At 74.8% G+C, this 15229-nt stretch carries 9 protein-coding genes; 4 read left to right on the top strand and 5 right to left on the bottom strand.

The window, feature by feature from the left end; genetic code table 11:
• Positions 1 to 14: 14 nt before the first annotated feature.
• From EDD39_RS42290 to EDD39_RS29245, 3 genes are all read right to left on the bottom strand, one after another.
• Positions 15 to 3320 (bottom strand): ATP-binding protein, encoded by a 3306-nt coding sequence (locus EDD39_RS42290; protein WP_162870241.1) that lies wholly within the window; start codon positions 3318 to 3320, stop codon positions 15 to 17.
• A 108-nt stretch (positions 3321 to 3428) separates the two neighbouring features.
• On the bottom strand, positions 3429 to 6317 hold the full coding sequence (locus EDD39_RS29250) for an FG-GAP repeat domain-containing protein (protein WP_123561811.1): 2889 nt from the start codon (positions 6315 to 6317) through the stop codon (positions 3429 to 3431).
• The gene (locus EDD39_RS29245; protein ID WP_123561809.1) at positions 6317 to 8863 is read right to left on the bottom strand and encodes a S8 family serine peptidase; all 2547 of its coding nucleotides are present in this window, start codon (positions 8861 to 8863) and stop codon (positions 6317 to 6319) included. Before EDD39_RS29245 ends, EDD39_RS29250 begins: the two co-directional genes overlap by 1 nt.
• A 193-nt stretch (positions 8864 to 9056) precedes the next feature.
• Between EDD39_RS29245 and EDD39_RS29240 the strand changes: the two genes are divergently transcribed.
• Complete coding sequence (locus EDD39_RS29240; RefSeq protein WP_123561807.1) at positions 9057 to 10043, top strand: DUF389 domain-containing protein; 987 nt, start codon at positions 9057 to 9059, stop codon at positions 10041 to 10043.
• 246 nt (positions 10044 to 10289) lie between these two features.
• Here the strand turns inward: EDD39_RS29240 and EDD39_RS29235 are convergent, their stop codons facing one another.
• Entirely contained in the window at positions 10290 to 10985 is a 696-nt protein-coding gene (locus tag EDD39_RS29235; RefSeq protein ID WP_123561805.1) for a DUF5995 family protein, read from the bottom strand.
• Between the two features lie 407 nt (positions 10986 to 11392).
• Between EDD39_RS29235 and EDD39_RS29230 the strand changes: the two genes are divergently transcribed.
• The 3 genes from EDD39_RS29230 (at position 11393) to EDD39_RS29220 (ending at position 14074) form a co-directional block, all read left to right on the top strand.
• Positions 11393 to 11956 (top strand): EF-hand domain-containing protein, encoded by a 564-nt coding sequence (locus tag EDD39_RS29230; RefSeq protein ID WP_162870240.1) that lies wholly within the window; start codon positions 11393 to 11395, stop codon positions 11954 to 11956.
• A gap of 232 nt (positions 11957 to 12188) precedes the next feature.
• The gene (gene ribB / locus EDD39_RS29225; RefSeq protein WP_123561801.1) at positions 12189 to 12863 is read left to right on the top strand and encodes a 3,4-dihydroxy-2-butanone-4-phosphate synthase; all 675 of its coding nucleotides are present in this window, start codon (positions 12189 to 12191) and stop codon (positions 12861 to 12863) included.
• Positions 12860 to 14074 (top strand): lysophospholipid acyltransferase family protein, encoded by a 1215-nt coding sequence (locus EDD39_RS29220; RefSeq protein WP_123561799.1) that lies wholly within the window; start codon positions 12860 to 12862, stop codon positions 14072 to 14074. Before ribB ends, EDD39_RS29220 begins: the two co-directional genes overlap by 4 nt.
• 37 nt (positions 14075 to 14111) lie before the next feature.
• Here the strand turns inward: EDD39_RS29220 and EDD39_RS29215 are convergent, their stop codons facing one another.
• Entirely contained in the window at positions 14112 to 15044 is a 933-nt protein-coding gene (locus tag EDD39_RS29215) for a DMT family transporter (RefSeq protein WP_123820579.1), read from the bottom strand.
• Positions 15045 to 15229 lie beyond the last annotated feature (185 nt).

Here is a 15229-nt window from a genome sequence, read left to right as displayed (position 1 = left end):
TCCAGCGGCCGCCGTCAGTCCTCCAGCTCCGCGCGCAGGCCGAGGACCCGGGTGTGGCCGGAGGGGTACGGGAGGGTGCGGGTGAGGTGTTCGGCGCGGGTGAGGGCGGTGCGGACGGTGGCGGGGTCGGCGAGGCGGGCGGCGGCGGTGGCGTGCGCGATCAGGGCCTCGGTCTCGGCGAGGCGTTCGCCGGTGGCGTGGGCGCGGGCGGCCTCGGCGGCGGCGATCCGGGCGGCCTCGGCCGGGCGGCCGGCCGCGAGGTGGGCGTAGGCGGCGAGTTCGGGGGCCCGGACGGCGGCGTCGGCGCCGAGGACGGCCAGCGCGCCGGCGGGGTCGTCACCGCGCAGGGCGAACAGGGCGCGGGCGCGCCGCACTTCGTGGCGGGCCTGTTCGTCGCCGGCGGTGCCGGCCCGTTCCAGGAGGGCGGCGGCGCGCTCCCGGTCGCCGGTGCGCAGCAGGACGCGGGCGAGGACGGCGAGGGCGTAGGGCAGCGACCAGGCGTCGTCCCAGTCGGCGCCCGCGACGGCGGCCTCGGCGTACTGGGCGGCGGTGTCGTTCTCCTCCAGCAGGAGGTGGAGTTCGGCGAGGTTGAGCTGTTCGAAGGCGGCGGCGACGGGGTCGCCGGACTGCCGGGCGTGGTCGAGGGACCGGCGGCCGAAGCGGACGGCGTCGTGCAGGCGGCCGTGCCGCCGGGCGTTCTCGCGCAGGGTGGAGAGCACGGAGCCGAGCAGCACGGGGTCGCCGTAGGCCTGGGCGGGGGCGAGGGCGCGGTCCCCGGCCTCGCGGGCCTCGCCGAAGCGGCCGGCCAGGCCGAGGCTGATGGCCTGCATGGCGTGCGAACGGGCTTGCAGGAGTTGGCCGTTCGGTCCGGGGACGAGTTCGGCGGGGTCCTGGGCGCGGCGGGCGGCTTCGTAGGCGTCCCGGTAGCGGCCCTGCACCTTGTGGAGGTTGGAGCGGGCGAGGTGGTGCAGGGTGCGGGCCTCGGGGCCGGTGCGGTCGGTGGGCGGGTGGGCGTCGAGGGCGGCGAGCGCCTCGTCGAGCTCGCCGGTGCGGAACAGGGCTTCGGCGAGGTGGGCGGCGGTGGCGACGGCGTCGTCGTGGTCGCCGCGGGCCCGGAACTCGGCGAGTGCGGCGCGCAGGACGTCGGCGGCGCGGCCGGGTTCGCCCATCCGGCGCAGGACCTGGCTGTGGGCGAGGCGGGCGCGGGCGGCGTCGACGTCGAGGCGGGCGACCAGGTCGCGGTAGTAGCGGTCGGCGGTGTCGTTGGCGTAGAGCGCGGCGGCGCGTTCGGCGGCGCGGCGCAGGTACTCGGCGGCGCGCGGGTCGTCGGCGCGGGTGAAGTGCGAGGCGAGGGCGTCGACGGCGTCGGGGCGGCGGCGCTGGACGGCCTGGGCGTAGGAGGCGTGCAGTTGGCGGCGGCGGACGGCGGAGAGGCCGTCGTAGCAGGTGAGCCGGACCAGGGGGTGGCGGAAGGCGAGTCCGGCTTCGGCGCGGCCGGCGATGACGACCTGGCGTTCCTCGACCAGGGCGGCCGCGATGGCGTGTTCGACGGCGTCCGCGGCGGCGGCGCCGGTGACGGGCGGGTGCAGGCCGTGTTCGGCGACGTCGAGGAGTTCGGCGAGGGCGGCCTCGCCGCCGGCGACGGAGAGCGCCTCGACGAAGCGGCGGGCGTGCGGGTCGAGCCGGACGAGGCGTTCGCCGACCAGGTCGCGGACTCCGGCGGGGGGCTGGCCGGGGGCGTCGCGGTCGCCGCCGCGGGCGAGTTCGAGGGCGAACAGCGGGTTGCCGAGCGAGAGTTCCCACACGTCGGGGTGGGGGGAGCGGCCGGTGGCGTCGTGGACGGCGGCCAGCACGGCGGCCTCGTCGAGCCGTCCGAGTTCCTCGCGGACGGCGAGCTGCCGGCGGAGCAGGGCGGCGACGGCGCGGCGGCGGGCGTCGCCCTCGGGGAGTTCCTCCTCGCGGTAGGTGGCGAGGAAGCGCAGCGGGGTGCCGCGGTCGTGGGCCTGCCGGGCGAGGTGGCCGAGGAGCTGGTAGGAGCCGGTGTCGGCGGCGTGCAGGTCGTCGAGGACGACCAGGACCGGTCGGGTGGCGGCGAGGTCGCCGAGCAGGGCGGCGCCGGCCCGGAACAGGCGGTCGCGTTCCTCCTCGGGGCTGCGGGCGGCGCCGCTCGGCACCTGGCCCAACGAGGGCAGGAAGGCGGCGAGTTCGGGGTACTCGGCGCCGACCCGGGCCCGTTCGGCGGGGTCGTGCTCGGCGAGCCAGCCGTCGAGGGCGGCGGCGAAGACGCCGTAGGGGGTGTGGTCCTCGGCGTCCTGGCCGCTGCCCCACAGGACGGCGGTGCCGTCGGCGGCGGCGCGGCGGGCGGCTTCGGCGGCGAGGCAGGTCTTGCCGATGCCCGCTTCGCCGGTGAGCAGCCGGACGGGGGGTCCGGCGGGGGCCAGCAGGCGGTCCAACTCCCTTTCCCGGCCGTGCAGTCGGGCGCGGGCGGCGCTGCGCAGCCGGGCCGGGAGGGCGGTGGCGGCGGGTGCGGGGGCGGGGGTGGCGGCGAGGGCGGCGCGGTGCAGGCGTTCGGTCTCGGGGCCGGGGCGGATGCCGAGTTCGGCGTCGAGGGCTTCGCGGCACTGGTGGTACTGGCGCAGGGCGCGGCGGCGCTGTCCCTGGCGCAGGCAGGCGTCGATGAGCAGGCGGTGGGCGAGTTCCTCGGCGGGGCTGGTGGCGAGGACCTGTTCGGCGCAGGCGGCGGCGTCCTCGGGGCGGTCCTGGTCGAGGTGGGCGGCGGCGAGCCGGAGCAGGAGGTGTTCGCGCAGCCGGTCGAGCCGGGCGCGGCGGGCCTCGGCCCAGTGCGCGTAGCGGTCCTCGGGGAGCAGTTCGCCGGTGAACTGGCGTATCGCGTCGGCGAGTTGCCCGACCCGGCCGTCGGTGAGGGCGTTCTCGGCGGCCTGTTCGGCGTGGTCGGCGTCGATCCAGACGGCGGCGGGGTCGAGCAGCAGGAGTCCGCCGTCGGCCTTGAGGTAGGAGGAGGTGGCGCGCGGGGCGAGTTCGGGTTCGAGGGCGTGCCGGGCGGCGTGCAGGGCGACCCGGAGGCTGCCCGCGGCGGCGGCGGGGTCGGCGTCGGGCCAGCAGGTCTCCATGGCCTGTTCGCGGTGCAGCCGGTGGCCGGGGGTGACGGCGAGCAGTTTGACCAGGGCGCGGGCGCCGGGCCGGGGCCAGCGTTCGACCAGTGGCGGCCCGTCGTCGCGGATCGCCCGGAATCCGTTGAAGAGGTAGAGGCGCAGCATGGGTGGTGCGGTGTCCGTCCGGTCGGTCTCTGGTGCGCCCATAAGGCCGGTAACAGTACACGAACGAGCCGAGCACCCCGCAGGCCGGCGCCTGCGGGGTACTCGGCCCCCCTACTCATTCGGATGGTCCCACGGGGGTTCGGTGAAGGTTCAGGAGAGCTTGTACGTCGTCATCCGGTGAATGCCGTTGTCGATCGACAGCACGCCGCCGCCGAGCAGTTCGGCCGCCCGGTTGACGCCGAGGGCGTCGAAGTTGAGCGAGACCATCTCCTCCTCGCCGTCCCCGTCCAGGTCGACGGCGAGGTAGCTGCGGCCGCCGCGCGCGGTGGCGCCGCCGATCGAGGAGTGGAAGGGCACCGTGTCGCCGACGATCGCCGGGTCGTAGGCGGCGAGGCCGCCCTCGACGCCGCCGACCAGCAGCTTCTTCCCGTCGGGGCCGGTGATGAACTGCGCGGTGCGCAGCGGCGCGGTGGTGGAGGTCCACGGGTCGTCGCCGTTCGCCAGGTACTGGCGCAGCACGCCGAAGCCCATCTCCAGCAGGCCGTCGCCGTCCTCGCCGGTGAAGAAGTCGCCGTGCGACCAGGGGCCGCCGACGACCTTCTGGTGCAGCACCTCACCGGTGCGGCCGTCGCGGATCTCGGTGACCGACATCGGGCTGACCAGGTCGGTGCCGCCGTTGATGACCCCGGGCACCGCCGAGATGAGCCAGGTGTAGACCACGGCGTGGCCGTCGGCGTACGGGATCTTCGGCGAGGCGTAGACCGCGTGGTCGAGCAGCGCGCCGTGGATCCTGCCGTCGACAGCCTCGGCGGGCGCCTTCGGGTCGGCCTGCCAGAGCAGCGCGCCCTTGGCGGCGTCCAGGGCGACGCCGTTCTGCACGGAGTCGCTCTTGCGCATGGCGCCGATGCCCGAGTACTGGGCGAACACCTTGCCCTCGGAGACCACCGCGTCGGAGAAGACCACGTCGCCGGAGCCCGCGGGGGCGCTGTACGTCCACAGCGCCGTGCCGTCGCCCTTGTAGGCGCGCAGCGCGTCGGTGGGGACGAGGATCTCCTGCTTGCCGTCGCCGTCCAGGTCGGCCAGCGCCACCGAGCGGACGAACTTCCCGCCGCCGTCGACGGTGGCGAGGACCTTGCCGGTGCGGCCGTCCAGGACGACGGTGGCGGTGTCGGCGGCGACCACGACCTCGGGCTTGCCGTCGCCGTTGACGTCACCGGTGGCGACGCCGTGCACCTCGCCGGGGACGGCGGCCCGCCACAGCTGCTTGGGGGTGCCGGTGAGCAGCGAGGGGCCGGAGTACGCCCAGACGCCGTCGGAGCTGCCGCCCGCGACGACGTCCGGCCTGCCGTCGCCGTCCAGGTCGGCGGCGGCCGCGTAGTTGAGGTCGCCCTGCAGCGGGGTGAGGCTCTTCTGCTTGCCGTTGCCGAGGTTGTAGGTGTGGATGTTCTGCTGCTGGTCGACGGTGCGCACCACGCCGCCGTCGACCTGCTGCAGGCGCGGGGAGGCGGCGGTGCCGTCGACCTGCCAACGGACCTTGCCGCTGCCGTTGTACGCGGTGAGCTTGCCGTAGCGCAGGCCGGAGACGTTGGCGGCGGTCTCGGTGTCGCGGCCGTCCTGGGAGGTGGCGATCAGCGAGCCGTCGACCGCGTCGAGCTGCCAGGTGCTGGGGCCGTCGCCGCCGCCGGTGCGCTTGGTGGTGCTGGTCCAGCGGACGGTGGAGCCGTCGCCCTCCAGGACCCGCAGGGTGCTGGCGTTGACGTACAGGCTGGCGTCGAAGGTGTCCTCGGCGACGGCGTACTCGGCGCCGGGGTTGCCGCCGAGGTCGCCGACGGTGAGGGTGGTGGGGATGGCGTTGACCCGGGTGTCGAGCACCGTGCGGGTGCCGTCGGCCAGGTCGTAGGCGACCACGGAGTAGGCCACCTGCTGGGTGTAGTCCGGCTGTTCGACGGCCACCAGGCGCCCCCGGTCCGCGTCCAGGCGCAGTTGGCGGCCGAACTGGTCGCTGTCGGTCTGCCAGCCGAGCGAGCCGTCGGCGGTGTCCAGCACGAAGGTGGTGCCGCGCCCGGGGGCGGTGGTGGTGCCGCGCCGGTCGAAGGAGATCGCGACCCTGCCGCCGCCGAGGTCGACCAGGTCGCCCCAGGAGGCCGCGCCTGCCTCGCCGGTGTCGTACGTCCAGGTCTTGGCGGGGGTGAGCCTGCCGTCGGCGTGGTCGAACCGGATGCCGGTCAGGGTGGCGGTGGCGGCGGGCGGGGCGCTGGTGTTGTCGCGCGGCGCGTCGGAGACCAGCAGGGTGCCGTTGACGACCCGGACGAGGGTGCTGGAGGCGTACAGCTTCGACCAGAGGGTCCGGCCGGTGGAGCCGTCCAGCACGGTGACGAACGAGCCGTAGGTCAGCGTGGATCCGGGCGAGGTGAACGGCCGGTACGGGTTGCCGCCGACCGAGGCGGAGACCACCAGGTCGGGGACGCCGTCGCCGGTCAGGTCCGCGGTGTCGTAGCCCTTGGCGGCGTCGCCGCCGAACGGGGTGAAGGGGTTGTAGGCGACCGGGATGTGCGCCGGGTACGGCTCGGTGTCCCAGGGGCGCAGCGGCTCGACCTGCCAGTCGGCGTACAGCGAGGCGTTGGTGCGGGCCCACCTGGTGCTGCCGTCGGCCTGGTGCAGTTGGACGTTGCCGAGGCTGTGGACGGTGAAGTAGCTGCCGTCGGAGCCTGCCGGGACGGTGGCGGCGATGCCGCGCACGCCCTCCAGGGCGGAGGCGGCGGTGAACGCCACCGGCGCGTGCTCGTCCAGGTGGCTGCCGCTGCCGGTGCTGTCACCGCCGCCGGGGGCGGGGTCGGCGCTGTCGGTGGCGGTGGCCTGCGGGTAGGCGTCGGCGCTCAGCCGGGCGCCGAGGACCTGGGCCTGGGCGTCGGTCAGCCTGACCGCGCCGTCGGTCCCGGCGGCGGGGTCGGCGGCCAGCGCGTACGGCGCGGCGGTCAGCACGAGGCCCGCGGCGACCAGGCCGGAGGCGAGCCGGAGGGCTCTGCGGTGGGTGGTCATCACTTGGCTCCCTGGGTGAAGCGGATCGCCGAGCCGTTGGTCAGGACGGCCTGGTCGAAGGAGTACTGGAGGGCGTCGGTGCCGGCCTGGTTCTCGATGCCGACGGTGGCGCCGGAGCCCGCCCCGGGCACGTTCTGGTACTGGAAGGTGATGGCGCCGCTCGCCTCGTCGAACAGCACCTCGAAGCTGACCCGCTTCGAACTGTCGGCGACCAGCGGGACGTTGTCCCAGACCACGGCGAAAGTGCGGTGGCCCGCGGTGCCGGTGGTGGCGGTGGTGACGGTGGCCTTCTTGTCGAGCGTCAGGTCGTCCCAGAACGGGGCGACGACACCGTTGGGCTTGTACGCGGTGGGCAGCGCGGTGTTGGCGTAGTCGCCGATCCGAGGCTCCAGGAAGTCGACCAGGCCGTTGGTGGTGACGGCGGCGCTGGTGTACGTCACCCCGTAGTACGTCACCGGGAACGGCAGGGTGACGGTCTTGGCGTCCTCGTCGCCGCTGAGCGCGACCTTGGTGGCGCCCTTGACCCAGCTGTAGGCGGCCGGGGCGCAGCTGGTGCCGGAGTTGTCGGTGCGCGCCGGGGTCCGCACGGTCCTGGCGACGTCGGCGGCGACGGCCAGCGGGCCGTTGAACACGCCGTTGCACAGCACCGGCTGGGCGGGCTTGACGGTCAGCGTGTAGCTGCCCTCGGCGACCTTGCCCAGGCTGTAGGAGCCGTCCTTGCCGGAGACCACGGAGGCGACGGGGGTGCCGGTGAGCTCGACGACGGCGCCCGCCAGCGGCTTGCCGGTGACGTCCAGCACGGTGCCGGTGACGGCGTGCGTCGGCACGGCGGTCATCGCCAGCGGGACGGTCTGCGGCTGCCCGGCGGCGACCGTCAGGCCCTTGAGCTGGAAGTTCGCGTAGCCGTAGCCGGAGGCGGCGAGGTCGTAGCTGCCGGGGGCCAGCGCGAGGCGGTAGGAGCCGTCGGGGCCGGTGGTGACGGTGCGGGTGTCGCCCCCGGCGTCGGTGATGCGCACCACGATGCCGGGCAGCGCGGCGCCGGTGGCCTGGTCGGTGGCCCTGCCGGTGATGCTGACGGCGGTGTGCGGTGCCAGGTCGACGGACTTGAGGACGTCGAGCTTGCCCTCGCCCCAGACGTTGTTCATGCCCGCGGTGCCGCCGCAGTGGGTGTCGTCGACGTCCCGGGCGCCCTGGCCGAGCAGCGCACGGGTGGCGTCGATGTCGCCGATCAGGCTCGGCGCGGCCGACCACAGCAGCGCGGCCGCACCGGCCACGTGCGGGGTGGCCATCGAGGTGCCGGACTCCGCCATGTACTGCGAACCCGGCCAGGTGGAGCGGACGTTGACGCCGGGGGCGGAGATGTTCGGCTTGGCCGAGCCGTCCACCAGGGACGGGCCGAAGCCGGAGAAGGACGCGATCTTCCCGTTCACGTCGTACGCGCCGACGCCGTAGGACGGGGCCTGCGAACCGGGGGCGTGCGCGGTGGAGCAGGTGCTGCCGTCGCCGTCGTTGCCCGCCGCGAACGCCTCGAAGATGCCCGCCGAGTTCCAGGCCTCCACGATGTCCTGGTAGAAGGTGGTGTCGCCGCCGCCCCAGGAGTTGTTGACGATGTTCGGCGCCAGGTCGGACCGCGGGTTGTTGCCGTTGTGGTCGGTCGGCGCCAGGATCCACTGGCCGGCCTTCAGCAGGTACTCGTCCGAGCACTGCGAGGACTCGCAGCCCTTGGCGGCGATCCACTTCGCGTTCGGGGCGACGCCGATGCCGTTCTTGCCGACCATGGTGCCCATCGTGTGGGTGCCGTGGCCGTTGTTGTCGCACGGGGTGCTGGGGGTGGCGCAGCTCCCGGTCGGGTCGTAGAAGTTGTAGTCGTCGGTGAAGGTGCCGTCGCCGTTGTTGCCGCGGTAGTTGGCGACCAGGTCCGGGTGGTCGTACTGCACGCCGGAGTCGACGTTGGCGATCACGATGCCCTCGCCGCGCGCGTCGTACTGCGACCACACCTGGTCGGCCTCGATGTCCTTGACGCCCCACTCGGGCGCGCCGTCGCCCGCGTCGGTGGCGGCGGTCGCGGCCGACACCTGCGTGTCGTCCACGTGGTACGTCTGCGCCTTGACGAGCTTCTGCACGTCGTCGCGCTTCGCCAGCTTCGCGACCAGCTTCGCGTCACCGGTGACCTGGACGGCGTTGGCGATCCAGTAGTCCTGGTGGCCGACCCTCTTCTCGTCCAGGAACTTCTTCAGCGCGCCCTGGCTGCGCTGCGCGGTGTCCTGCAGCTCCTGGTACGCGGCCCGGGCCTTCGCCGCGTGCGGGCCCTTGCCCTTGGCCTTGCCGAGGTCGGCGCGGTCCTTCAGCACCACGAAGAACGTGGCTTCCTGACTGCCCGCCACCGCGCTGGTCAGGGCCGGGTCCACCTGGACGGCGGCGGAGCCGGACGGGGCGGGGGCGGCTGTCGCCGCGGACAGCGGCGCGCCGGCCAGTCCGGCCGTCACGGTCAGCGCGGCAGTGGCCCACAGGGCCGTTCTGCGCCGGTTCTGTCGGGGCAGGTGCATCGGGGTCCTCCAAGGAGGGAGCGGGGGATGCCCCGAAAGCTAGACAGCGGCCGTTACTGCGGAATTACTGGTCGTCCCGGAGCAGGGTCCGGAGCCTGCGCAGGCAGAGCGGTGCCGCAGGCGAGCCGGAACAGGCCCGGGCGGGGCGGCGCGGCGGCGAGGGGGCGGAGCCCCGGCCGCAGAAACTGGTCCGATGACCAGTTCACTGTGGGAGCGGGTGCTGCCGGAGCACCAGCGGCGGTCGGCGGAAGAGCTCCAGGAAGACCTGGACCTGTCGGTCGGGGACGTGCGGGCCAAGCAGTCGGCGTTCTGGACGATGCTGGTGCTCTCCGCGGTGATCGCGGCGTGCGGGGTGCTGACCGACTCCACCGCGACCGTGATCGGGGCGATGATCATCGCTCCGCTGTCCACGCCGATCATGGGCATCGCGCTCGGCGCGGTGCGACGCCGGATCGGCACCGCAGGGTGGTTCGTGCTCGGCGGCGTCGCCCTCGTGGTGGCCGTGGGAGCGCTCGCCTCGCTGGTCGTCCCGTCGGGCTACGACCTGCTGGCGGACAGTCAAATCGCCGGGCGCACCTCGCCCGGCCTGCTCGACCTCGCCGCCGCCCTGGCCACCGGCTGCGCGGGCGCGGTGGCGCTGGCCCGCCGGGACGTGGCGGCGGTGCTGCCGGGCGTGGCGATCGCGATCTCGCTGGTGCCGCCGCTGGTGGTGGTCGGCGTCTGCGCCGGGCAGGGCGCGTGGTGGCTGGCGCTGGGGGCGCTGGTGCTGTTCGTCTCCAACCTGCTGGCGCTGGTCTTCGCCGGCATGGTGGTGTTCGCCGCCATCGGCGCGGGCACGGCCGACCGGGGGCCGCGCCGCGCCTACGCCACTGTCGGGGTGCTGTTCGCCGCCGTCGGGGTGCTGCTGGCCGCCAGCACCGCCGGCACCGTTCTGGTGCACCTGTGGACCGGCCGCACCACCGCTGCCGCCACCGCCTGGCTCTCCGCCGTCCCCGGCGCGCAGGTCGTCGACGTCCAGGCCCACTCCCGCACCCTCTCCGTCCTCGTCCGCACTCCTGCCGACCTCCCACCCGTCGGCGACCTGCTGGACGCCCTGCGCGGGCAGGTCCCCGGCGGGGTGCCCGTGGTGGTCACCACCACGGAGGGACGGCGCATCGAGGTCGGGCGGGTCGGCCGCTGAACCGGGTGCGGCCGCGGCGGGAACGGCGGGTGCCCGGATCGGGCAGTGGTCTCCTCGAAGTCGCCGGGCTTGTGCTTCCGGTCGGAGAGGGCCTGTTCGGGGACGTGCCGCGAAGGCGGGCACCGGCGAAGCGGATCCACCGGGCCTCGGAGCGGAACCAGCAAGGCCGGCCGGCTTCCGGAACTGCTCGTCCAGGCCCGCGGGGCCGGTGACGGGCCGTCCCGGCCTCGCGGGGGAGCGGGTGGTTCAGGCGGCGGGCGGGGGGACGACCGGGGTGAGGATCATCTCGCTGGTGGCGGCGACGCCCGCGGAGATGGCGGCGAGGCGGCTGGCGTAGAGGGGGCCGGCGATCCAGAGCTGGTTGGCGTTCACCCAGGCGATCTCGCGGGCGGAGGAGATGCTGAAGGCGGAGACGAAGTGCTTGAGGTCCTCGGCGGGCTTGGTGGCGACCTTCACGATCTGCAGCTCGAACTCGGCCCGGATCTCCGCCTCGACGCCGGCGAGCAGGTCGTTGACCTTCTCGTAGTCCTCGTGCACGGGCGGCGTCCGGGGCGTGGTGCGCCGTTCCTTGCAGGTCTCGACGACGGCCACGGCGAGGTCGTGGTCGATGTGGGCGTTCATCCCGGCCAGGGCGAACTGGATCGGCCAGACGACCCGGTTGGCGCGGTGCTCCAGGAGCGGCTGCCAGGACGGGTCGACCGGTCGGCCGGCCTTGGCGGCCTCGACGTTCCTGAGGTACAGCCCGGCGAAGAGCACGTCCATCCGGTCGAGGAACTCGGGGTCCTTGAAGGTGCCCTCGGCGATGTGCTCCTTCACGAGCCTGGTCACTTTCAGGTACACCCGGTTGAAGCAGGCGAGCCCGTCGCGGGGGTCGAGTTCGGCGTCGATCTCCTCCATCCGTGCGATCACGCCGTCTACGGTGGTGGGCAGTTGGGTGGTCATCGGGGTCCTCCCGGTGGAAGCGGCGGTGCTGGGGCGGCGTGGCGCAGCGGCAGAAGGTGATTGCGGAGCGTGACGACGCAGTCGGAAAGATAGTGGACGCACCAACGTGCGGGCGCCGCGCCACGCGCGGGCGCCACGCCTTCCTCGCCGATGTCGTCGCGGGCGCCCCGCTGCCGGGGCCGTGCGGGCTCCGGGCGCCCGGCGGCGACGGGGGAGTCGAGGGTTGACGTTTCGTCAACTGCCTTGCGGGTGGCGTGGTTGAGGGGGTGTCGGCGCATCGGCGGCCCGGCCGGAATCACTCCATCGGCAGACGCAGCCGCCCCGCGGCCTGGTGAACAATGAGGGCGGCAGCCGCTGCGGACATGATCCGTACACGATCTTGCTGCCGTGTAGAGAAAGGAAAGAACATGGCGATCGAGGCCCAGACCTCCGTGCTCTCGACCAAGCTGCTCCGCATGCACAGGCTGCTCGACACGGACGGGAACGGCGAGATCAGCGAGACCGATCTCACCGCGCTCCCGAACCTCCTGGCCCCGGCCTTCGGACAGCCCGCCGGCGGGCCGAAGGCCGAGCGGCTGCGCAAGGCCCTGGCCGTGATCTGGACCCGGCACCTGGCCCACATGGACACGAACGGCAACGGGGAGATCGACCTGGAGGAGTACGAGCGCGGGATCCGGCAGTCCATCGCCACGGACCGCCTCGGGCTCGTCACCGACTCCATCGAGGTGGCGGCGGCCCTGCTCGGCCTGTGCGACACCAACGGCAACGGGCTCGTCGACCGGGACGAGTACCGGACGATCATGGACACCCTCTTCGGGCTGGCGCCCGACGTCAGCGACGCCGCCTTCTCCCACCTGGACCGCAACGGCGACGGCGCCCTCGAACCGCAGGAGTTCCAGGCGGCCGTCGCCGACTACTTCACCAGTGAGGACCCGGAGGCCGGCGGCAACTGGCTCTTCGGGCCGCTCTGACCGGAACGGCCGGGCCGATCGGGCCCCGCGCGCACGAGGCTCCGGTGGTCGGGCGGCTCGGCAGGCCCCCGGCCGCCGGAGCCTCGGCGCGGCACGGCTCGTCGATCTGCACCCCCCTCCGTGGTGCACCAACTACGCGGTGATGTGCCGCGGCGGTGCCGTCCCCCGCCACTGCCGTCACGTCATCGGTGTGGCCGTGGCCACCGCCACCGGATCAGTCAGGGAGAGCGTCATGACCATTCACGTTTCCACGGCCGACGAGGGCCTCCAACGGATCTCCGGGACGGCCGGCGCCGGTGTCCTGCACGAGGTGCCGGACGTCGTCGACGCCGTCCGGCGCGGGCAGGCGGTCGTCGTCGTGGACGACGAGGGCCGGGAGAACGAGGGCGACCTGATCGTCGCCGCCGAGTTCGCCGACGCCGCCGCCGTCAACTTCATGATCACCCACGGGCGGGGCCTGGTCTGCACGGCCATCCCCGCCGCGCGCGCCGAGGAACTGCGCCTGCCCCCGATGGTGCCGGTCAACGAGGACCCGGAGGGCACGGCCTTCACCGTCAGCGTCGACGGCACCGCCGCGCACGGCGTCACCACCGGCATCTCCGCCCACGAGCGGGCGCGGACCATCGAACTCCTCCTCCGCGGGAGCGCCGACGACCTCCGCCGGCCCGGGCACATGTTCCCCCTGGTCGCCCGGGACGGGGGCGTCCTGGAGCGCCGCGGCCACACCGAGGCCGCGGTGGAACTGGCCAGGCTCGCCGGACTGGCACCCGCGGCGGTGCTCGTCGAGATCGTCAACCCCGACGGCACCATGGCCCGGCTGCCGCAGCTCGTGGAGTTCAGCCGCACCCACGGCCTGCTCCTGACCAGCATCGAGAAGCTCGTCGAACACGTCGGGGCCCGGTCATGACACTGCTGGAACGCTGGACCCACGACCTGACGATGGCGGTGTCCAGGCCGATGGTGCGCCGCCGGCTGGCCGGGGTCGAAGGGCTGGAGCACCTCCCCCTCGACGGGGCCTTCGTGCTCGTCTCCAACCACGTCAGCTTCGCCGACCACTTCGTCTACGAGGCCCTGCTGTTCGCGGTCCGCGGCGAACAGGCGGCGTTCCTGACCAAGGCGGAGAGCTTCACCGGCCTGCGGGGCGCCTGGTTCGACAGCGTCGGCGCCGTGCCGGTGGACCGCAGCCGCCCGGCCCGGGAAGTCTTCGACACGACCGACCGGGTCCTCGGCGCGGGCCGCGTCCTGGTCGTCTACCCCGAGGGCACCCGCAACCCCCGGCCCCCGATGCTGGACTTCAAGGACGGCGCCTTCCGCTTCGCCGACCGCGCCGGCGTGCCCGTGCTGCCCGCCGCGCTGTGGGGCGCGCAGGGCGTCCTGCCCGTCGGCAGCAGGGTGCCCCGCCCCGGCCGGATCCGCGTCGCCTTCGGCCCACCGCTGCGGCCCGACCCCGCGCTGCCGCGCGCCGCCCGGATCCGGGACCTGACCGAACGCGGCCGGGCCGCGGTCGGCACCCTCCTGGAACGCACCACCGGCCCGCTGCCGCCCACCGCGGCCGACACGGCGGAACGGATCGGCGCCCTGGCCGGGACCGTCCTGGAACGGGGACCCGGCGGCGTCGGCGCCCCCCGCCCCAGGACCCGCCGCCGCCAGGCGGACCTGCTGCTGCGCATCGCGCACCGCCTCGACCCGGGCAGCGTCGCCGTCCGGGCCGGCGCGGTCCGACTGGACGGGCTGCGCGCGCTGGACGCTCCGCTGCCGCTCAGGGCGTTCGGCCTGCTCCGGGTGCGCGCGGGCGCGCAGCGGGTGCTGCGGGAGGACCCCGACAACCTGACGGCCCACTACGTGCTGGGCCGGTGGCACCTGATGGTGCCGAGGGCCGCGGGCGGCCGGCCCGACCGGGCGGTGGAACACCTGGCCCGCGCGGAACGACTGGGGGGAGCCGACTCCCGCTACGCCATGGCCCACGCCGAGGCGCTGCTGGCCGCGGGCCGGCGCGGACCGGCCGCGGCCGCCCTGGACCGGGTGATCGCCGCGCCCGCCCCGGACCGGCGCACCCGGCTGCGGCGCGAGCGGGCGATGGCGCTGCGCGACCGCGACCCCGGCCCCCGCACCGTCTGAGGGCTCGCCCCGGGTGCTGCCCGGGTCGGGCCGGCGGTCAGTCCGCGCGCAGTTCGGTCCGGGCCAGGGCCGTCACCGAGAGCAGCAGGACCGCGGTGCCGAGCAGGGCGGCGGGGGTGAGCGGTTCGTCCAGGACGGCGGCGGCGAACACGGTGGCGCTGAGCGGTTCGATCAGGGCGACCACGGAGGCCGTCGCGGCCCGGATGACCGCCGCGCCCGCGAAGTACAGGGCGTACGCGAGGGCGGTCGGCACGGTGGCGAGGTAGCCGAGCAGCAGCAGCGTCGAGGGCAGCGAACCGGCGGCCGGCAGCGGGCCCTCGGCCAGGGCGAACGGGAACAGGCAGACCGCGCAGACCGCGAACGACCACAGGGTGGTGGCCGCCGGGTCGTCCGCGGCGCCGGTGCGCGCGGCCCGGTGCCGGGTGGCGACGGTGATCGCCGCGTAGCCCGCCGCCGAGGCCAACGCCCAGGCCAGGCCCGCCGGTTCGACACCACCGCCGTCGCCGTCGCCGGAGCCGCCCAGCACCAGCACGCCCAGGCCGAGCAGCGCCCCGGTGACGGCGGCCAGTCCGGCCCGGCCCAGCCGTTCGCCCATCAGCAGCCGCCCGCCGAGCGCCACCAGCACCGGCGCCGACCCGAGGGTGACCACGGTGGCCACGGCCAGCCCGGTGTGCCGGACGGCCAGGAAGTACGCGCTCTGGAACAGCGTCAGCCCCAGGCCGTTGAGCAGGATCCGGCCCGCGGCCGGGCGCGCGGCGGGGCGTCCCGCCCGGCGGGTGAACGGACGCAGCGCCAGCAGCACGGCCGCGCCGCCGACCGAGCGCCAGAACGTCAGCGCGAGCGGGCCCAGGCCGCTGTGCCGGAACAGCAGCGCGGCCGCCGCCCCGGCGGTGCCCCAGGCGGTGGCGGCGAGGGCGACGTACAGCAGGCCCCGCCGCGCGGGCAGGGCGGAGGAATGCAACGAGAACACGGGTGGACTCCCGGAAAGCCGTCATGGTCGGTGGGCCACGGAAGCGGGCAGCACCGACCGGCCCGGGGCGGACGTCCACGGAGGGGACGGGCCCGGGCGGGCTCAGGAAGTGGCCGGCCGCCCGCTCAGCGAGCGGGAGGGGGCAGGACGCCGCGATGCATGCCCGCCACTGTACGCGAGCGCGC

It is taken from the genome of Kitasatospora cineracea (assembly GCF_003751605.1).
Classification (GTDB): domain Bacteria; phylum Actinomycetota; class Actinomycetes; order Streptomycetales; family Streptomycetaceae; genus Kitasatospora; species Kitasatospora cineracea.
The sequence above is the reverse complement of the archived record's forward strand: the minus strand, read 5'-3'. Positions and strand labels throughout refer to the sequence as shown.